This is a genomic window from Rhodococcus sp. 05-340-2 (assembly GCF_002258915.1).
GTDB lineage: Bacteria > Actinomycetota > Actinomycetes > Mycobacteriales > Mycobacteriaceae > Rhodococcoides.
This window is the reverse complement of record NZ_NOYU01000043.1, coordinates 108,628-127,642: the sequence shown is the minus strand read 5'-3', so window position 1 is coordinate 127,642 and position 19,015 is coordinate 108,628. Positions and strand designations below refer to the sequence as shown.

Here is a 19,015-nt window from a genome sequence, read left to right as displayed (position 1 = left end):
CAACCTCGGATTCCGGCGCTTCAGCAGCCGAGGACAAGACAGGGCAGCCGCCGAATTCACCTTCCACGCGATCGTGCACAACCTGTTCAAGGCCATCGGGGCGGGAACCCCGGCACTGGCGTGAGGCCGGTGGCCGGCCCGCGGCCCGATAGTTTCTACGCACATCCAGCCCAATCGAGGGCCACCTCGAAATCGAAACAGCCCGGAAAAGGTTTCCAGGCACGAATAGTGGACGCTGAGGTCACAGGCGATCGAGGTCTACCCGCGAGGTGGCGTTGTCATGAATCGACTCGAGTGGTAACTTGAAGCTTCAAGTAAACACTCGAAGGACCCGCCATGACATCTGTGATCAACCCGCCCGTCGCGGGAGCAGCGTTCGACGCATTTCTCGCCGATACCGCACCCGCGAGCCGGTCACAGCAGATGTGGACCCCGAGCGACGGTCCGATGCCCGCCCTGTACATCAGCCACGGCGCACCGCCGGTTTTCGATGACGCCCTCTGGATGGACCAGCTGTTCACCTGGTCGCAGTCGATGCCCAAGCCGAAGGCGATCCTCATCGTCAGCGCGCACTGGGAGGAGGCCCCGCTGAGCTTGTCCGCATCGGCGGCCGCGACTCCGCTGGTCTACGACTTCGGCGGTTTCGCCCAGCGCTACTTCTCGATGGAATACCGGACGCCCGACGCAGAGGTGCTGGCCGCACGGGTGGCCGCGGCAATCCCGGCGTCGGAAAATCTGCACCGACACACCTCTCGCGGACTCGATCACGGTGCCTGGGTTCCGCTCAAGGTGATGTACCCGTATGCCGACGTCCCCGTTCTGCAGTTGAGCCTGCCGACGCATGCTCCCGACCGGCTGATGGCGATAGGCGCTGCGCTGAAAGAACTTCGAGCCGAGGGAGTGTTGGTCATCGGTTCGGGTTTCATGACGCACGGACTACCGTTCCTCTCGCGGGAGAACTTCGCCACCAACACCGTGCCGACCTGGTCGGAGGACTTCGATCTCTGGGCGGCCGACGCGTTGGCGCGTGGTGACGTCAACACACTTGCGGACTTCCGGAGCGCTGCACCGGGAATGCCGTATGCGCACCCGACCGTCGAACACTTCACGCCGCTGTTCGTCACGCTCGGTGCCGCGGAGAACCCGGAAGCGCCGGTGACCACAGCCATCACCGGCTTCCAGTTCGGCTTGGCGAAGCGGTCGTTCGCGGTCGCCTGACCAGGAGAGGCGATCGGTTGAAGCTGGAATCGGCTCACTTCTGAATCTTTTTCGATTCGGGGATTGTTATCCACGCCACTTCGCTCTACAGTTCTGAACACCATCTCGGACATCGGTGTCCAAGATGCGTTGGATGCGCTGTACGAACCGTCGCCGGGCGCGCCTCCTGTGGATCCCGTCCTCCGGCGCGAAGGAGTACACCCGTGTCTTCTGCCCGATCTTGGACGCTGCGTACAGCGATCAGCGTGATGACCGCCGCAGCGGCTTTCGCCGCCATGGCGACGCCCGCTGCTGCTGCACCCGATTCGCCTGATGTGGAAATCCAGCCGCCTCTGGCACCGTTCACGTGGCCGAAGATCCCGGAATTCGACACCGACTTCTACCTTCCGCCCGCCGACGTGGTGGCCGCGACCGCGCCGGGCCAGATCATCGCGGCACGGCCGGTCGAACTGGCCACTCTCAACGTCATCCCCACGCAGGTCGACGCGTGGCAGTTGTCTTTCCGGTCCAACAACGGTCGCGACGAGCCGATCGCAGCGGTGACCACGGTCATCAAACCCCGTGGCGTCCCCGCGGCATCGCGGCCGTTGATCTCCATTCAGTTGGCCGAGGATTCTCTCGCCGCCTACTGCGCGCCCTCGTATGCGATGCGTGCGGGTGCGATTCCCTGGCCGGTCACAGGCGCGGTGACGTCGGGTGCTCAATTCCTCGAGGTGCAAGCAGCGTTGGCGCAGGGCTGGGCGGTATCGGTACCCGATCATCAAGGTCCGAACAACTCGTTCGCCGCAGGGCCGGTCGCCGGGCGGATCACCCTCGACGGAATCCGAGCCGCCGAGAACTTCGCGCCCATGCAGTTGGCCGGGGAGGCCACCAAGGTGGGGATGAGCGGCTACTCCGGTGGCGCGATAGCGACCGGACACGCAGCCGAACTGGCCCAACGCTACGCCCCTGAGCTCGACATCGTCGGAGTCACCGAGGGCGGAACCCCCGCTGAACTCGGGGCTTTGGTGGACAACGCCAACAACACACTCGGCTCGGGAATCGTCGCTGCCGGAATCATCGGTGCCAGTCGTGAAGATCCCGAGTTGGCCGATTTCATCGACGAACACATCGATCCGCTCGGCCGGGCGTTGTTCGCGGCCAAGGACAATCTCTGCGTCGGTTACAGCTCGGCGCTGCTGCCGTTCGTCAACCTGAAGGGCTTCCTGCACACCGAGGGTGACCCGATCCAACAACCAGTGGTGAAGAAGGCTCTGTCCGCGATGCGGCTCGGCGACACCACTCCGAACATGCCGCTCTACGTCTACCACTCCAACCCGGACTGGCTGGTGCCGGTCGGACCGGTCAACGCGATGGTCGATTCGTATTGCAGCCGTCCGGGCGCCGATGTCACCTACACCCGCGACCATTTCAGTGAGCACATCACCCTGGAATTGATCGCCTTTCCGAGCGCGGTGTTATGGATGCGCGATCGCTTTGCCGGTATTCCGGTGGAACCCGGTTGCCGAACGAACGACGTCGGCTCGATGGCGCTCGACACGAGTGCACACCCGCTCTTCGTCGACGCTGTAGGCGAGATAATCGCCGGACTGTTCGGTAAGCCGATCGGGGCGTGAGGGAACCGATCGGCGCACGGAAGGCGACGGCGTCACCGGCGGTAGACTCCGCCGGTGACTGTCGCCGACGATCAGGGCCGCATGTACGCCGGACAATCGTCTGCCGCGCGAAGAGCCGATCGCCGCGCACGGTTCTTGCACGCCGGGATCGAGGTCATCGGGGTACGCGGCTACGCAGCCACCTCGGTAGCGGATATCTGCGCGGCTGCCGGTCTGGCGCGCAGTCAGTTCTACGCCGAGTTCGCCAACCGTGAGGCGCTGCTCGTGGATGTGTACGACCTGATCCAAGACGACGCGCTGGCTGCGGTCGTCGCCGCACTCGACGGTCACGTCGACCGAGATCGCCGTGCGCTCGTCGCCGCTGCGATGACGGCCTTGGTGGGATCGATCGGGGGTGATCCGCGCCGCGCGCGGATCTCGTATCTGGAAATGCTGGGTGTCAGCGATGCCGTCGAACAGCACCGGACGCGCCGTCGTGCACAGTGGGTGGAGTTCTTCGAGGCCACCCTGCGCGCCGAAATCGGGTCCGACTTCGTTCCGCCCGGCGGATACCGTTTGGCCGCAACAGCATTCCTCGGTGCCCTCACCGAGATCGTCTCCGACTGGTCCCGCACCGTTCCGCCCCGCCCACCCATCGAACTCATCGTGGAGACGATGGTCGCCGTCCTCGGAGCGTTCGTTCCCGACCTGAACTGAACTGCAGCCTGTCGCGCAAATACAGTGGACCGATGACGCATGCCACCGGTCCACTTGCAGGCCTCGTCGTCGCGGACTTCTCTCGTGTGCTCGCCGGCCCGTACGCGACGATGATGCTCGGCGACATGGGCGCCGAGGTCGTCAAGATCGAAAGGCCCCAAACCGGTGACGACACCCGATCGTGGGGACCACCGTACGATTCCGCTGGCACCGCAACATATTTCAACTCGGTCAATCGCAACAAGACGTCTCGGTTCATCGACCTGCAGTCCGAGAGCGGCGTAGCCGAGGCGCTCGAGATCGTCTCGGGTGCAGACATTCTGATCGAGAACTTCCGAGCCGGCGCGATGGACCGCCTCGGCCTGGGGTACTCGACGCTCTCGCAGAGCAATCCCGGTCTGATCTACTGCTCCATCACCGGCTTCGGTACCGGTGGCGGAGCCGCGCTCCCCGGTTACGATCTGGTGGTCCAAGCCGTCGGCGGGCTGATGAGCGTCACCGGGGCCGACGCCCAGCTGCCCACCAAGGTGGGAGTGGCGATGGTCGACATCGTCACCGGACTGCACGCGCTCAGCGGAATCCTTGCGGCACTGCATCATCGATCGAACACCGGCGCGGGTCAGCAGGTACACACCTCACTGATGGCGTCGGTGCTGTCTGCGTTGAGCAATCAGTCGTCGGCCTATCTGGGGGCCGGCGTCGTGCCGGTCCCGATGGGCAACAAGCATCCCTCATTGGTGCCGTACGAGGTGTTCGAGACCGCCGATCGTCCGTTGGCATTGGCCGTGGGCAACGACCGGCAATTCTCCTCGCTGACCGACGTGCTGGGGATCCCGAAATTGGCTCTGGACGAGCGGTTCTCGTCCAACTCTCTGCGCGTCGAACATCGAGATCAGTTGGTCGACATCCTGAACTCGGCTTTGCGATCACGTCCGGCCGACGAATGGTATCGAGATCTGATGGCCCGCAACGTCCCCGCGGGGCCGGTCAATTCCATCGAGGAGGCGTTCGCGTTCGCGGAATCACTCGGTCTCGAACCGCGAGTGCAGGTTCCGGGTTCAGTGGCCGACGGCGTCCGTAATCCTGTGGACTTCTCGGTGACGCCCGTTGATTACCGGCTTCCGCCCCCGCAGGCGGGCTGAGCCCCTGCGTGGTGGTCTTGCAACTTTTGCTCCACTCCGGGACGTGAGTCGGCGAATCCCCGTCTGCAACCTCTTCAGTGGAGCAACCGTTGCAGCGGCAGCAACTCACTCCGCTAGTTCAACGCCCACTTCACCGACACGGACACGCTGACGGTCTGTTGCCCCGGTTCGATGGGCACCGCCGTGTCGAACGAACTGGCGGAATCGGCGAACGACCTCGGTTGCTCCTGGCCGGTGATCGACTCCGTGATCGACAGAACGTCGCCGAGTTCTCCCCCTGCGAGCGTCGCGTACTGCTCGGCGCGATCGCGGGCATCGGCGAACGCCCTGGACCGGGCATCGGAGATCAGCTCGGAATCGTCGTCGATCTTGAAGGAGACCCCGGAGATGCGGGTCGCGTTTCCGCCGGCCGTTGTGGCGTCGCCCAACACTGCGGAGGCCTTCGACAGGTCCCGAACCGTGACCTGCAGGGTGTTGGTGGCCTGGTATCCGGAGATGGCGGAGGTGCCGCCCGGCAGTGCGCCCGAGTACTGCGGATCGATCGACACCTGTTGGGTCTGGATGTCCTCGCGAGCGACGCCGGCTGCGATCACGGCGTCCGTGACCTCGCTGACGGCCGCGTTCGCCTGTTCGATGGCGGCGGTGACGTCCTCGGCCGTTGCCTGAACCCCGATCTGGGTCGTCAACGTATCCGGTGCGCCCTGGACCTCTCCCACGCCGTTGACGTTCACTCCGGGAGGTCCATCGGGAGACGTCGAGGCTGGACTGCTACAGCCCGCAGTCAGGCCTACGGTCAGCAGCAGGGCCGATACGCACGATCCGATCATCCATCGATTTCGACTCACCGCCGTAGTGTCCACCATTGCAGGTGAATTGGAAAGGCTCAGGGCTTGCGATATTCGGCGTCGAACGTCACGGTGACCTCGTCGACCACCTTCATTGCTCCGAACATCTGCGAATACGGAGTGATCTTGTAATCCGATTGACGCACAGCAGTTTCGGACGCGATGTGCCATCGATCGCCGAGGTCCGTGACGTCCACATCCACGGTGCTCTCCCTCGAAACGCCGTGAATCTCCGCCGTGCCGGACAGTCGAAATCCGGCGTCGACGGCGGTGATCTCCGCCGAACGGAACTGAATCGACGGATATCGGTCGGCGTCGAAGCTCTTGAGCGCGTTGGCTTTCGCCACGATCTTCTCCGGTCCGATCAAGGGCGTCAGTCCGCCCTCGCCGTGGACCACCTCGATCGATTTCACCTCGGCGGTCAGGGAAACCGCGGCGGGAGCGCCCCCGGACCACTCGACGGTCGCAGACCAGGAGTTCACCGCGATCGTGAGGCGATGCCCCATCTTGGATGCTTTTCCTGTGACATCCGTCCGGACAGCCAGCTGCCCGCCGTGCGATGCGTCGAGCGTCCAGGTCTCGGTAGTCATGCCCCGACTGTATCCGTCTCGCAGAACCGACGAAGGGACGCGGCGCAGGTGGTTAGGGTGGAGTTATGTTCTCCAATTCCCCTCGAACATTCGTCGCCGACGCCCTCCGCGGTTTCGTCGCCGCCACCGACGACGTCACCTGGCACGCCGATCCCGGCTATCTCACCCGCCGCTACCGCATCTCGGACGGTCAGGTCGCCCTGCTGTCCGGTGGGGGATCGGGGCACGAGCCGCTGCATGCCGGCTTCATCGGTCGCGGCATGCTCACCGGCGCGTGCCCGGGCCTGGTCTTCACCTCACCCAACGCTCTTCAGGTACACGAGGCATCCAAAGCCGTGGACTCCGGCGGCGGAGTGCTGCACATCGTGAAGAACTACACCGGCGACGTGATGAACTTCAAGATCGCCCGGGAGTTGTTGCAGGAGGACGGCATTGCCGCCGATGTCGTTCTCGTCGACGACGACGTGGCCAGTGAGAGCGAGGACGGCCCGGGTCGTCGCGGCACCGCGGCGACCATCGTCGTCGAAAAGGTGTGCGGTGCAGCGGCAGAACGCGGCGACAGTCTGCAGGCGGTCGTCGCACTGGGGCGTCGAACCGCGGAGAACGCACGCAGCATGGCGGTGGCGCTGAACCCGCCCACACTGCCGGGAGCGGACGAACCGTCCTTCGAGTTGCCCAGGGAAGAGATCGAACTCGGCATCGGCATCCACGGAGAACGCGGCACCGACCGCGTGCCCCGGCTGCCTGCTCAGGAGATCGTCGCGAAACTGACCGATCCCATCGTGGACTCGCTCGGATTGAACTCGGGCGAATCGGTGATCGCCGTGGTCAACGGGCTCGGGGCAACACACCCGCTGGAGCTGCACCTGCTGTTCGGTGAACTCTCGGAGTATCTGCACGGCAAAGGGATCGAGATATCCCGCTCGCTCGTCGGCAGCTTCGTCACCGCGCTCAACATGGGCGGAGCCTCGATCACCCTCGTGCGCGCCGACGACGAGATGCTCGAACTCTGGGACGCGCCGACCGACGCGCCCGGTTGGCCCAACGCCCAGAGCCGTGGTGCGAAGCCGGTGGGCGAACGCGGAGGCTTCGGGCCCTCCTTCGAGCCCTCGGACTCCGGAGAGGTTTCGGCGTTCGTCTCGACATGGATCGGGACGTGGGCGCAGCGGGTACTCGACGAGGAACCGGCCCTGACCGAGCTGGACCGTAAGGCAGGCGACGGCGATTTCGGGACCAACATGGTGGCGGCCCTCGAACAGCTCGATCTGGACGCCGTCAAGGAAAACTACTCGGCAGCAACGGTATTCGAGGCAGTGAGCGAGGCCTACCTCGGCCACGCGGGCGGTACGTCCGGCGCGCTGTTCGGCATCTGGTTCCGCCAGTTCTACCGGACGATGCTCGAATCCGAGCCGGATCTCGCGGCTATCGGGCAGGCCGCCCGTGCCGGGCTGGACAGCATCACCGAACTCGGTGGCGCACGGGTGGGCGACAAGACGATGGTCGACGCCATCGCCCCGGCCGTCGACGCGCTCGAGAAGGACGGCGGCACCTTGCAGGACGCTGCCGACGCGGCGAGAACCGGAGCCGAATCGACGAAGGACATCACCGCAAACCGCGGCCGTGCCAGCTACGTCGGTGAGGCCGCGCGCGGCGTCGTCGACCCCGGTGCGCTGGTGATGGCCTGGTTCTTCGAGGCGGCGGCTGGTTCTACCCCAGTGAGTTGAGAAAAACCGCCGCGATCGCTTCGAGGCCGGCCTGATCGTCGGCGTCGAAGCGGTCGGGGACAGGGCTGTCCAGATCGAACACACCGATCAGCGTTTCACCCTGGTACAGCGGTACGACGACCTCGGAGCGAGTGTTGGCATCGCACGCGATGTGGCCCGGGAAGGCATGGACGTCAGCGACGCGCTGCGTCTCACGGGTGGTCGCGGCCGCACCGCAAACACCCTTGCTCAGGGCGATGCGCACGCAGGCAGGCTGACCCTGAAACGGCCCGACCACCAGTTCGGTGCCGTCGTACAGGTAGAAGCCGACCCAATTGACCTCGGGCAGAGCGTGATAGACCAACGCAGAGAGATTGGCGGCGTTCGCGATCAGATTCGACTCTTCGAAGACCAGGCCGCGGGCCTGCTCGGTGAGCTGCTGGTACTGCTCTACCTTGGATCCGTTCAGTTCGGTCGCGGTGAAGGACATACGCCGAGTCTAAGCGCACATCCCAGCACCACCAGATACGCCGACATCCCGCCCACTTGAATCCGTTGCGCGATGCCGAGCCCGTACTGACCAGGCAGATTGTCGGCGATCAACAGCCACGCGGTGGCCAGCGTCGTGAGGATCAGGACGGCAAGGCCCAGCGTGCGAAGCAGCGGGTACAGCCGGTAGCGGAACGCGGCCAGCGTGAACGCAACCATGACGGTGAAGATCGCGAACACCGCGATGGTGCTGGTCAGAGCGTGAAGATGATGGAGTTGCGGGAAGAGCCCGCTGGGTTCGATCGGGCAACTCGGATCGTCGGCCGCGACACACTCGAGGGGGAGTTTTGCGTCGGCGATGGTGGCGATACCGAAGATGCCCGACGCGACCCAGCCGGTGACGACGAGCCGTCGACGCGGGGTTGCCAGGAAGCCGAGAACCGCGGCGAAGACCATCAGTGAACCCGTGACGACGTCTGCGGTGGAGAAGAACTCGCGGTACGGCTGATCGCGGGCGTCGAGTTCGCTGAGGAACGAGGTGGTCGGGTCCAGGCCGGTATCGAAAAAGAACTCGGCCACCCACGCGGAGTACAGCAGTCCGGCGAGGATCAAGCAGATCGCCACTACGACCCGGCGGATATCCACGCTTTCAGTTCTCGAACGCACCGACCAAGGCTAGCCAGTCAGTACATCGGCAGTTGCCACCGCCAGTGCGACCGCGGAGTCGCAGTGGTCGGTCAGGACGGTCAGTGTGGGAACCGTGCGGGCATAGCGAGCGGTGGTGTCGTCTTTCTCGGGCATGCCGAGCACGGGGTTGCCCAACACGATGTCCGCGAAGCACGACGAATCGGAATCGCGAGTTTCGACGGTGTAGCCGCCCTGCTGGACGGGCTCGCGGACCGTCGAACGCATGTCGCCGTCGACGTAGCCGAGCGAGACGTCGAGCATCGCCAGGCTGTCCGCAAATGTTGCCGAGGACGCCGTGAAATGGCAACGGTACGGATCGGACGCAGGGTTCCAGCGCTCCACCGTCCAGGTTGCGGGCAAGTGCTCCAGGACGGCGCACAGGTCTTTCATGGCAAGTGGAAGGTTGTACCTGGACTCGGCGCGCAGTGGTGGATCGTCCAACAGACCGAGTGCGGTCTCGGTAACGGATGTCGCTGCGGTGCACGCGTCTCCCACACTGCGGGAGACCTCGATCGCGGCGAAGCTACGACCGGATTCGGTGAGGTAACCGTCCATGGCCTCCGCGGTGGCACCGTCGAACTCCCCGCGAAGCGGAAAGCTGATGCGGCACGACCCGTGCGCCGAGTTGTCGAGATACGCCTGTTCGCCACCGATCGTGATCTGCTCGGTCCCCGGGTCGTCGGACGTCGGCCGATACGCGTTCAGATCGATGGAGACGGCGTCGGTGGCGCTCGATGTCGCAGGTCTCAGGGTGGCCGAGCACGTGCTCAATTCGCCATCGGGGCGGAGCTGCACCACTGTGCCGAGGTCGGCGAGATCGTCCTCGGTGAGAAAACCGCAGGGGTCGAGACTCCGGACGAATTCCGCCGAGTCGGCGAGATATCGGTCTGCCTCCGACATCTCGAATCCGTACTTGTTCTGCGGCGACGAACTGCCTGCGGGGAAAGCATTGCCGAGCAACACCACCGCGCATCCACTCGTCGATACCGACATCGCCAGCGCCACTGCCGCGAGCAACCAATTTCTATGCACCGTTTCCCCCGAACTCGATTCGACCGATCAGGGGGTTGGACGCGCGGGGGCTCGAGATGGTTTCAGGCTCATGAAAGTTCGTCGACCACTCGGTCGGCGGCGACGGTGGGATCCTCGTGTTCCCAGATTCGCACCACGCGCCAGCCCTCGTCGATCAATCGTCTGTCCGTGTCGCGATCGCGGGCGACGTTGGCCGCCAGTTTGTCGGCCCACCATTGCGCGTTGTTGCGGGGCTTGGTGGCGTGAATCGGGCAGCTGTGCCAGAAGCAGCCGTCGACGTAGACCGCGACCTTGCGCCTGGGAAACACCAGATCTGCTCGACGCCGCATGCCCTTCAGTGGAGCGCGATCGACGAAATACCGCAGACCTCGACGGTGCAGTGCTCGCCGCAGCGCCACCTCGGGCTTGGTGTCACGGCGTTTCTGCTTGCTCAGCCGGGCACTGGTCTTGGCGTCGGTGGCGGGTCGGTCCGCGCTCACACCGGAACTCGATCGACGTATCCGCCCATGCGCTCGAGGTGTGCGTCGAGGTCGTCGAGAAAGCCGTCGACGAAACGGAGATTGCCTGCTCGTGCCCGCTTGAGGAATCCGGCGGTCGCTCGCGCGGAGAGCAGCTTCGAGTCGTCGAGGAAATCGATCAGGTCTTCGTAGGGCTCGTGCACCGGCATGGTCGTCACGTCGACCCGGTAGCTGGTGCGATCGCGTCCCCACGCTGCGGTCGGCCAGGCCTGACCAGGCAGCAGAGCTTGATCGTTCGACGCGTCGTACGGCTGGGGATCGTCGAGTGCGCTCGCTGCCCATGACGCCATGCGCACACTGACGGCGTTGCCGACGAGCTTCCAGCGATGTCCGCTGCGCACACCGGGCTGCTGGACGGCGGGCAGCGTCCAGTCGGGATCGAACCCCTGCAGACGCTCGGCCCCGATGATGCCGGGCGTGACGATCTCTCCCGACGGCAGGCGAACCGCCGGGGGACTGGCGATACCGAGCGAGGATCCGCCCTTGAGCGTCGGGACGGCGTTGACCGCCCAGCCCAGCCCGCGAATGCCCTCGGTCCAGTAGAAGCCGCACGGCTGGGTGGTGGGGTCGCCGTCGGGCAGCGGTCCTGCGTCCTGCGAGAACAGCACCTCCCGTGGATCGTCGGTGCGCGAGGCCAGCATCACCACCCGCTGTCGACGCTGCGGCAAACCGAATGCGCGGGCGTCGACGACGCGGTAGGCCCACATGTAGCCGAGGTCCTCGAGCGCGTCGGTGATGTGGCGCATGGCTGCCCCGCGGCCGAGCTGCAGCATGAACGGCACGTTCTCCATCAGCAGCCATCGCGGACCGCGTCGACGGGAGACCAGCCGAAACACCTCGTCCACCAAACCGGAACGGGCACCGGTGATGCCCGCGGTGCGTCCGGCCTGGGAGAGGTCCTGACAGGGGAAACCGGCTGCGACCAGTTCGGTGTCGGCGGGCAGGCTTCGAAGAGTGGTCACGTCCGTGTGCAGAGGTGTCTCGGGCATGCGCGCTCGAAGGACGGCCCCGGCTCCGGGATCGATCTCGCACAGCAACTGCGTCGTCCACCCCGCGTCGGCCAACCCCAGCTCGAGCCCGCCGATCCCCGCGAACAACCCGACCATCGACCGTGCGCTCACGTGTGCCCTTCCCTCGCCCGACGGTCCTACGTTACTCGAGAGTCGGTTCACTTGACCTCGACCTTGCTCGAGGTTTCACACTGGAATGCGAGGGCCGAAAAATCGGTTGGAAACTGAGCCTGTGCAATGAAATCATTCGAGCACAGCAATAAGGAGAAGAACTGTGTCTACGGGTGTGCTCGATCCCGAAACCCGAACCCTGGATCAGCCGTACCCGGACACCGCGACGCCACCCAGCTCACTGCGTCGTTTCGCGCCGTTTCTGCTGCCGTACAAGTGGTTCTACATCGCCTCGATCGCGGTCTCGCTGATCGCCACCATGACCGGTCTGGTGATTCCGCTGGTGATGCAACGCGTCATCGACGGCCCCATCACCGATCGCAATTTCTCGGCAGTCTGGTGGCCCGCGGCCTTCATCCTGTTACTCGGCACCATCGATGCACTCGGTATCTGGGTTCGCCGCTACCTGGTCTCCCGACCGTCGAGCCAATTCGAGATCTCTGCGCGGGCAACGGTATTCGACAAGTTGCAGCGGTTGTCGGTCTCGGCTCACGAAAGCTGGGAATCGGGTCAGCTGCTCTCTCGCGCCATCGCGGACCTCGGTTCGCTGCGGCGGTTCATGGCCTTCATCGGCCCGTTCATCATCATCAACGCCGTCACACTCGTTGTCGGTATCGGCGTATTGCTGGTCCAGTCCTGGCAGTTGGGGCTGATCATGCTGGTGACGTCGGTACCGCTGGTGATCGCCTGCACCAAGTTCGAGACGCTGTATCGCGTCGTGGCCCGTGACGCTCAGGATCAGGCAGGCGACGTCACGACGACGGTCGAAGAGTCCATCCAGGGTATTCGCGTCCTCAAGGCATTCGGTCGAAGTGCCCACTTGGGCAAGCAGTTTCTTCGTCAGGCGCGCACGCTGCGTGGCACCGAACTGAAGAAGGTGCGCTACCTGGCGATCATCTGGGCGGTGATCGTCGGACTGCAGCCGATCACCATCGGCGCGATCCTGGCGGTGGGCACGTACTCGATCGTGCAGGGCACCATGACGGTCGGCACGCTCGTCGCGGCCATCGCCATCGTCACCTTCCTGCTGTGGCCGATCGAATCGTTCGGGTATCTGCTGGCCGAGCTGAACAATGCGCGCACGGCAGCGGATCGGTACTGGGAGATCATGGACACTCCCGAAACCGTCACCGATCCGGACAATCCCGTCGAACTGCCCGAAAGAATCCGTGGCCGAGTGCAATTCGATCGCGTCGGATTCACCTTTCCCGACGCGTCCTCGCCGCTTCTGACCGACGTCAGCTTCGTCGTCGAGCCGGGGGAGACCGTCGCGCTGGTCGGCAACACCGGTAGCGGAAAGACTGCACTGACGAACCTCGTGCCTCGACTGTTCGACGCCACCGAGGGTTCCATCACCATCGACGGAATCGACGTGGCCTCGATGCGGTTGGCCGATCTGCGCGCGATCGTCACGGTGGCGTTCGAGGATCCGGTGTTGTTCTCGGCCAGTGCGCGCGAGAACATCGCGCTCGGTTCGCCCGGCGCGTCCGATGCCGAGATTGCCGAGGCGTTGGAGATCGCGCACGCAACGGATTTCGTCGAGCAGTTGCCGTGGGGTCTGGACACTCGCATCGGTGAGCAGGGCATGAGTCTGTCCGGTGGGCAGCGGCAGCGGCTCGCACTGGCGCGGGCGGTGCTGGGCAAGCCACGGGTGCTGGTGCTCGACGACCCACTGTCCGCGCTCGACGTGGACACCGAAGCCAAAGTGCAGAAGGAATTGCGGCGTGTGTTGGCGCATTCGACGACAGTGCTGGTGGCGCACCGGCCGTCGACCGCTGCGTTGGCCGACCGCGTGCTGTATCTCGAGAACGGAAGAATCGTGGAGCAGGGAACACACGAGGGACTGCTGGCGTCGTCGCCGCGGTACCGCGAGGTGATGGGGTCGATTCATGGCTGAGCAAACTGCAGCTGCGGATTGGCGCGGCGTCGGCGGTGAGGAATCCGAGGTCGACGCAACCGGAAACCTGGTGTTGGCCGGGCGTTCTCGCCGGTTGCTCGTCTCGTTGGTGCGCCCGTACAAGAAGCAGGCCCTGCTGTCCTTCCTGATCATTCTGGTCGACAACATCACCTACGTTGCCGGTCCGCTGTTCATCGCCTATGCGCTGGACAACGGCGTCGGTGCTGCGGGACAGGGTGATTGGGGTCCGCTGCTGTGGGCGGTCGGCGGGTACACCGGCTTCGGTCTGCTCGGGATGCTCACCACCTACGCGTTTCTCACCGTCTCCGGTCGGCTGAGTCAGAACATCCTGTACGACCTGCGCGGACGGGTGTTCGACCATGCCCAGAAGCTGAGCCTGTCGTTCCACGAGAAGTACACCTCGGGACGGCTGATCTCGCGACTGACCAGCGATGTCGAATCTCTGCAGACACTGCTCGAGAGCGCGCTCAACGATGCCTTGACGGCCATCCTGTCGATGGTGTCGATCGCGATCATCCTGGTGTACCTCGACGTTCCGATGGCGATGATCGTGCTGGCCGGCTTCGTTCCGCTGGTCCTCGTCACCCGGTGGTCGCAGCGGCGGCAACGCCAGGGATACCGTCGAACACGGGTGGCGATCGCGCGCGTCGTGGTCCATTTCGTGGAGTCGATGGGCGGCATCCGCGCGGTGCAGGTGTTCCGACGCGAGGGCCGCAACGACGCCATTCTCAGTACCGAGGACTCGGAGTATCGCGACGCCACCACCGCGGCGCTGCGCGGTATGGCGAGCTACACCGGCATCGTGCGCTGGATCGGCAACGTCACGCTCGCCATCATCCTGGTGTTCGGTAGCTGGCGAGTGATCAACGGCCACATGGACATCGGCGTGCTCGCGGCCTACGTGCTGTATCTGCGCCGGTTCTACGGGCCGCTGGACGAGCTTGCGATGGTGTTCAACGCCTACCAGTCCGCAGCCGCTGCCCTGGAGAAGATCTCCGGTGTCCTCGAAGAGGAGCCGTCGGTGACGGCACCGAAGAACCCGGTGGAGATCGGAACTGCGAAGGGCGACATCACGTTCGACGACGTGCACTTCGCCTACGGCCCCGAACGCGTCGTGCTGCCGGAGTTCTCGCTGCACGTACCCGCCGGACAGGTGGTCGCGATGGTCGGAGCCACCGGAGCAGGCAAGTCGACACTGGCAAAGCTGTTGGCGCGCTTCTACGATCCGACGGCCGGAGCCGTGCGGCTCGACGGCGTCGACATGCGGGAGATCGGCGACGAGGACCTGCGCCGCAACGTCGTCATGGTGACACAGGAATCCTTCCTGTTCTCCGGCTCGGTGGCAGACAACATCCGCCTCGGACGTCCCGACGCGACGGACGCCGAGGTGCGCGCTGCCGCGGATGCCGTCGGACTGACCGAGTTCATCGCCTCGCTTCCAGAAGGGATCGATACCGACGTGCGTAAGCGCGGAGGCCGATTGTCCTCGGGCCAAAGGCAATTGGTGGCCTTCGCGAGGGTGTTCCTCGCTGCGCCGTCGGTGATCGTGCTCGACGAGGCAACGTCGAGCCTGGACATCCCGAGCGAGCGACTGGTGCAGCGCGCACTCGAGACGATCCTGCAGGGGCGAACTGCGCTGATCATCGCGCACCGCCTGTCGACGGTGGCGATCGCCGATCGGGTACTCGTCATGGCCGACGGCAACATCGTCGAGGACGGAACCCCCGAGGACCTCATCGCGGGAGAGGGACGCTTCGCGCACCTGCACGAGGCGTGGGAGGACTCGCTGGTCTAAGTCCAGGGAGTGATCGGCGGCTTGACCCACATGATCTTCTCGTCCGAGTGCTGGGGCGTCGCGCCGTCGTGGCCCGGGTGTTCGGCCGCCCATGCGGATTTACGGTCGAGCAACTCGGCCACGATGGTCCACGTCTCCATCGTGCTCGGTGGGTGCAGGTCGGCAGCGCGGGCCAGCTTTCGGCGGACGGCGTCGGTGAGGTCGAGGAGCTCGGCACCGGTGATGCCGCGATCCCACACGTAACGCGCCAGAGCGGTCGCCTTGTCCTGTCGACTCTTCGCGGCCTGTTCGGAGTGCGCGAAATCGAACTGCCCGCCGCCGGTGTTCTCTGTCGTCACGGGCACAACCTTAATGAACTGCGAGAAAAGGCACGTCCGCTTGATCTTCTGGGGGCCTCGTCGCCTACCGTAGGTGCGTGATCACTCAAGCATCGGGTGCAGAGCATGTCTCCATCCCCGCGACCGGCTCCGCAGACGCGAAAACCTGGCCCTCGATCCTCACGTGGCGAGCGCACGACGTTCCCCGTATGGAATCGGTGCGGGTCCAGCTCTCGGGTAACCGCATCAAGGCTGCCGGACGCATCATCGGTGCCGCGTGCAGCGATCACCCCGCCTTCAGCGCGTCCTACGACCTGGTGACCGACGAATACGGCGTCACCAAGCGGCTCTCGGTGCGCACCTCGCTCGCGTCCGGTGACCGGCAGGCCTCCGTCAGCCGCGACGACGAGGGCTACTGGATGGTGGAGAACAGCACCAGCCATCAGCGCTCGACCTACAGCGGCGCACTCGACGTCGACATGGTGCTCAGCCCCTTCTTCAACACTCTGCCGATCCGTCGATTCGGTCTGCACACCCAGGTTCAGGACCTCGAGGTCCCGACGGTCTACGTCAACGTGCTCGACCTCAGCATTCAAGAGGCGACGCTGACGTACAGCAGCGGTTCCGAGGGCATCCACGTCATCTCACCGGTGTCGACCTCGTCCGTCACGGTCGATGCCGACGGCTTCGTTGTCGACTACCCGGGACTGGCCGAGCGGATCTGACGCACGACGCCACCGCGTCGACCCGCGTTCTGTAGTTCTTCCCGCCAGCCCGGTTCGCCCGGGGTGATGTCGGTGATCTCGAAGCGTCGATGCTGCTCGTACTGCAGGCGCGCGCTGTTGCCGGCGTCGACCAGCGTCTTCGTCGAGCCCTCGTCCAGTTCCTCGCGCGCTGCGGTGAGTGCATCCAGCGCCTCGTCGAGCGCGGTGCGCAGGGCGGCCGCATTGCCCTCGGTCATCGCGCGGACGAGATTCGGCGACGACGACGCCACCCGCGTCCCGTCGCGAAACGAGCCCGCAGCCAGGCCCAACGCCAGCGGTCCGCCGGCCGCCCCCACCATTGCCAGCGCCTCGGCCAGCAGGTGCGGTAGGTGCGAGATTCTGGCGACCGCGCGATCGTGCTCGACGCTCTCGGCCGGTACCACCACCGAACCGCAGTCGAGGGCGAGCCGGGCCACCCGCACCCACACGTCGGAGTCGACGCCCGGGTCCGTGGCCACCACCCACACCGCGTCGGTGAAGAGAGTCGGATCGGTGGCCGACCACCCCGACTGGTTGGTGCCGGCCATCGGATGCCCACCGACATAGCGGGCCTGCAGTCCGCGAGCGGCCACGGCTGCGGCGACCTCGGCCTTGACGCTGACGACATCGGTGATCGGAGCAGCGGGCGCGTGCTCGGCGATTGCCGCCAGAACCGAGTCCACGGCAGGCATCGGAACGGCGATGACGATCAACGCGTCCTGCGCTGCGGCCCTGCTCAGCGCGGCTTCCAGGTCGGTACCGACGTCGTAACCGTCGGCGACAGCACCGGCGATCGCGTCGGCCGATCGGTTCCATCCCCACACCTGACGCCCCGCGTCGTGTGCAGCCTGCAGGATCGACCCGCCGATCAGTCCGAGACCCAGAACGCACACCGAGGAAGAAGTCACCCGATCAGATTGGCACAGGTGGGTGACGTCGACAGGAGGTGGACTTCGAATACCGGCCCCAACCGGACTACCGTTGCGCGCATGGCCGCACAGCGCGCGAACAACAACCGCGCATCCGCACCGGAGTACGACGACCTCGAGGGATTCGGCGTTGCAGTTGTCCGAGAGGAAGGCAAGTGGACCGTCACGCCGCTGTCCGACGACGCACTGACCAGTCTGTCGGCGGCAGAGACCGAACTGCGTGAACTTCGCAGCTCGGGAGCTGTGTTCGGACTGCTCGATGTGGACGAGGAATTCTTCGTCATCCTGCGTCCCGCACCGAACGGCACCCGACTGCTGCTGTCCGACGCGGTCGCCGCAGTGGACTACGAAATCGCCGCGGACGTTCTCGACGCGCTGAACATCGAGATTCCCGACGTCGACCCCGATGAACTCGACGACATCGAGCCCTACGAGGAAGGCGACCTCGCGCTGCTCGCCGACCTCGGACTGCCCGAAGCCGTCCTCGGCATCATCGTCGCCGAGACCGACGACTACCCCGACGAACAGCTGCAGTCCATCGCCGAACGCCTGGGCTTCGAGGACGAGTTCGCCGCAGCGGTGAACAAGCTGCGGCGGTAATCGATGCCGGTGTCCGACGCGGACATGATCCGAGCGGCCCTGTCGGCTGCGGCCGAGGCATCGGATGCCGACGTCCCCGTCGGAGCCGTCGTGTTCGACGCCTCGGGACGCGAGATATCCCGGGCCTGCAATGCGCGGGAGGCGTCGGGCGACCCCACCGGACACGCGGAAGTGATCGCGTTGCGTCGAGCAGCGGCTGTCCACGGTGACGGCTGGCGACTCGAAGGCTGCACCCTGGCCGTGACGTTGGAACCCTGCACGATGTGCGCTGGAGCGCTCGTGCTGGCCCGCGTCGGAGCGGTGGTGTTCGGAGCGTGGGAACCCAAGACCGGAGCCGTCGGCTCGCTGTGGGACGTCGTACGAGACCGTCGACTCACCCACAGGCCACAGGTTCGCGGTGGTGTGTTGGAAGCCGAGTGCGCCGAAATGCTGACCCGATTCTTCGCCCGTCAGAGATAACGATCTCGTCACATGGTGGCCTGGATGTTCGATTTTGTGGAGGGTGGAGGGCAGAGCGCAACGCTGCGCTCCGAACTTGCGAAGGAGACACTTATGGGACTCGGCGACAAGATCTCGAACAAGACCGAAGACCTCGGCGGCAAGGCGAAAGAAGCCGCAGGTTCGGCGACCGGAGACAGGGACCTCGAAGCAGAGGGCAAGGGCGACCAGACCTCGGCAGCATTCAAGGACGGTGCCGAGAAGGTCAAGGACGCAGCCTCGAACATCAAGGACAAGCTCACCGGCAACTAGATTCGACGGCTGAGCAGGCGATTTAGCCTCAGGCCGTCATTCCGGTACAGTCTTCTGCGGTGGCGTGTCCGAGCGGCCTAAGGAGCACGCCTCGAAAGCGTGTGACGGGTAATCCCCGTCCGAGGGTTCAAATCCCTCCGCCACCGCCAGGAACTCCCCACCCGATCCGTCGGGTGGGGAGTTTTTTGTGTGCTCGGTCTGGGGTGGGGCCGGCAGGGTTGGGTGCCGCCGCAAACGCGCGCGCAT

At 65.1% G+C, this 19,015-nt stretch carries 20 protein-coding genes and 1 tRNA gene; 12 read left to right on the top strand and 9 right to left on the bottom strand.

Features of this window, described 5'->3' with window-relative positions; genetic code table 11:
- Nucleotides 1-336 precede the first annotated feature (336 nt).
- From CH271_RS28315 to CH271_RS28300, 4 genes are all read left to right on the top strand, one after another.
- Entirely contained in the window at nt 337-1,218 is an 882-nt protein-coding gene (locus tag CH271_RS28315) for a dioxygenase family protein (protein ID WP_094635754.1), read from the top strand.
- Between the two features lie 203 nt (nt 1,219-1,421).
- The gene (locus tag CH271_RS28310; protein WP_441347156.1) at nt 1,422-2,834 is read left to right on the top strand and encodes a lipase family protein; all 1,413 of its coding nucleotides are present in this window, start codon (nt 1,422-1,424) and stop codon (nt 2,832-2,834) included.
- 54 nt (nt 2,835-2,888) lie between these two features.
- Nucleotides 2,889-3,530, top strand: a complete 642-nt coding sequence (locus CH271_RS28305; RefSeq protein ID WP_037187621.1) for a TetR/AcrR family transcriptional regulator — start codon at nt 2,889-2,891, stop codon at nt 3,528-3,530.
- A 32-nt stretch (nt 3,531-3,562) separates the two neighbouring features.
- Complete coding sequence (locus CH271_RS28300) at nt 3,563-4,672, top strand: CaiB/BaiF CoA transferase family protein (protein ID WP_094635753.1); 1,110 nt, start codon at nt 3,563-3,565, stop codon at nt 4,670-4,672.
- Between the two features lie 113 nt (nt 4,673-4,785).
- Here CH271_RS28300 and CH271_RS28295 read toward each other — a convergent pair whose 3' ends face one another.
- The gene (locus CH271_RS28295) at nt 4,786-5,403 is read right to left on the bottom strand and encodes an SIMPL domain-containing protein (protein ID WP_094635752.1); all 618 of its coding nucleotides are present in this window, start codon (nt 5,401-5,403) and stop codon (nt 4,786-4,788) included.
- 152 nt (nt 5,404-5,555) lie between these two features.
- Complete coding sequence (locus tag CH271_RS28290) at nt 5,556-6,107, bottom strand: YceI family protein (RefSeq protein WP_094635751.1); 552 nt, start codon at nt 6,105-6,107, stop codon at nt 5,556-5,558.
- Between the two features lie 65 nt (nt 6,108-6,172).
- Between CH271_RS28290 and CH271_RS28285 the strand changes: the two genes are divergently transcribed.
- The gene (locus tag CH271_RS28285; RefSeq protein ID WP_094635750.1) at nt 6,173-7,831 is read left to right on the top strand and encodes a dihydroxyacetone kinase family protein; all 1,659 of its coding nucleotides are present in this window, start codon (nt 6,173-6,175) and stop codon (nt 7,829-7,831) included.
- Here CH271_RS28285 and CH271_RS28280 read toward each other — a convergent pair.
- The 5 genes from CH271_RS28280 to CH271_RS28260 form a co-directional block, all read right to left on the bottom strand.
- Nucleotides 7,815-8,300 carry a GAF domain-containing protein gene (locus CH271_RS28280; RefSeq protein ID WP_094635749.1) on the bottom strand — a complete coding sequence of 162 codons (486 nt, stop codon included), beginning with the start codon at nt 8,298-8,300 and terminating at the stop codon, nt 7,815-7,817. The genes CH271_RS28285 and CH271_RS28280 overlap by 17 nt on opposite strands.
- Nucleotides 8,276-8,965: a DUF998 domain-containing protein gene (locus CH271_RS28275; RefSeq protein ID WP_256986589.1), complete on the bottom strand. Its 690-nt coding sequence runs from the start codon at nt 8,963-8,965 to the stop codon at nt 8,276-8,278. Before CH271_RS28275 ends, CH271_RS28280 begins: the two co-directional genes overlap by 25 nt.
- Nucleotides 8,966-8,974: 9 nt before the next feature.
- On the bottom strand, nt 8,975-10,018 hold the full coding sequence (locus CH271_RS28270) for a hypothetical protein (protein WP_143546137.1): 1,044 nt from the start codon (nt 10,016-10,018) through the stop codon (nt 8,975-8,977).
- A gap of 68 nt (nt 10,019-10,086) precedes the next feature.
- On the bottom strand, nt 10,087-10,497 hold the full coding sequence (locus CH271_RS28265; RefSeq protein WP_094635746.1) for a very short patch repair endonuclease: 411 nt from the start codon (nt 10,495-10,497) through the stop codon (nt 10,087-10,089).
- Nucleotides 10,494-11,642 carry a DNA cytosine methyltransferase gene (locus tag CH271_RS28260; RefSeq protein WP_179274696.1) on the bottom strand — a complete coding sequence of 383 codons (1,149 nt, stop codon included), beginning with the start codon at nt 11,640-11,642 and terminating at the stop codon, nt 10,494-10,496. Before CH271_RS28260 ends, CH271_RS28265 begins: the two co-directional genes overlap by 4 nt.
- 178 nt (nt 11,643-11,820) lie before the next feature.
- Here CH271_RS28260 and CH271_RS28255 point away from each other — a divergent pair, with 178 nt between their 5' ends.
- Both CH271_RS28255 and CH271_RS28250 read left to right on the top strand, forming a co-directional pair.
- Nucleotides 11,821-13,614, top strand: coding sequence for an ABC transporter ATP-binding protein (locus tag CH271_RS28255; RefSeq protein ID WP_094635744.1), 1,794 nt, complete (start codon nt 11,821-11,823; stop codon nt 13,612-13,614).
- Nucleotides 13,607-15,430 carry an ABC transporter ATP-binding protein gene (locus tag CH271_RS28250; protein WP_094635743.1) on the top strand — a complete coding sequence of 608 codons (1,824 nt, stop codon included), beginning with the start codon at nt 13,607-13,609 and terminating at the stop codon, nt 15,428-15,430. The genes CH271_RS28255 and CH271_RS28250 overlap by 8 nt, the downstream gene beginning before the upstream one ends.
- On the opposite strand, the gene CH271_RS28245 is transcribed toward CH271_RS28250, so the two are convergent.
- Nucleotides 15,427-15,768, bottom strand: coding sequence for a hypothetical protein (locus CH271_RS28245; RefSeq protein WP_037188837.1), 342 nt, complete (start codon nt 15,766-15,768; stop codon nt 15,427-15,429). The two genes, CH271_RS28250 and CH271_RS28245, sit on opposite strands and share 4 nt — an antisense overlap.
- 77 nt (nt 15,769-15,845) lie before the next feature.
- Between CH271_RS28245 and CH271_RS28240 the strand changes: the two genes are divergently transcribed.
- On the top strand, nt 15,846-16,472 hold the full coding sequence (locus tag CH271_RS28240; protein ID WP_230596146.1) for a putative glycolipid-binding domain-containing protein: 627 nt from the start codon (nt 15,846-15,848) through the stop codon (nt 16,470-16,472).
- Here the strand turns inward: CH271_RS28240 and CH271_RS28235 are convergent.
- Nucleotides 16,445-17,416: a prephenate dehydrogenase gene (locus CH271_RS28235; protein ID WP_094635771.1), complete on the bottom strand. Its 972-nt coding sequence runs from the start codon at nt 17,414-17,416 to the stop codon at nt 16,445-16,447. The two genes, CH271_RS28240 and CH271_RS28235, sit on opposite strands and share 28 nt — an antisense overlap.
- A gap of 63 nt (nt 17,417-17,479) precedes the next feature.
- Here CH271_RS28235 and CH271_RS28230 point away from each other — a divergent pair, with 63 nt between their 5' ends.
- The 4 genes from CH271_RS28230 to CH271_RS28215 all read left to right on the top strand — a co-directional run bounded on the left by CH271_RS28230 (nt 17,480) and on the right by CH271_RS28215 (nt 18,918).
- Complete coding sequence (locus CH271_RS28230) at nt 17,480-18,019, top strand: tRNA adenosine deaminase-associated protein (RefSeq protein ID WP_094635770.1); 540 nt, start codon at nt 17,480-17,482, stop codon at nt 18,017-18,019.
- Between the two features lie 3 nt (nt 18,020-18,022).
- Entirely contained in the window at nt 18,023-18,478 is a 456-nt protein-coding gene (locus tag CH271_RS28225) for a nucleoside deaminase (RefSeq protein ID WP_094635742.1), read from the top strand.
- Nucleotides 18,479-18,571: 93 nt separating this feature from the next.
- Nucleotides 18,572-18,769, top strand: a complete 198-nt coding sequence (locus tag CH271_RS28220) for a CsbD family protein (RefSeq protein WP_094635769.1) — start codon at nt 18,572-18,574, stop codon at nt 18,767-18,769.
- Nucleotides 18,770-18,827: 58 nt separating this feature from the next.
- Nucleotides 18,828-18,918 (top strand) — tRNA-Ser (locus tag CH271_RS28215).
- Nucleotides 18,919-19,015 lie beyond the last annotated feature (97 nt).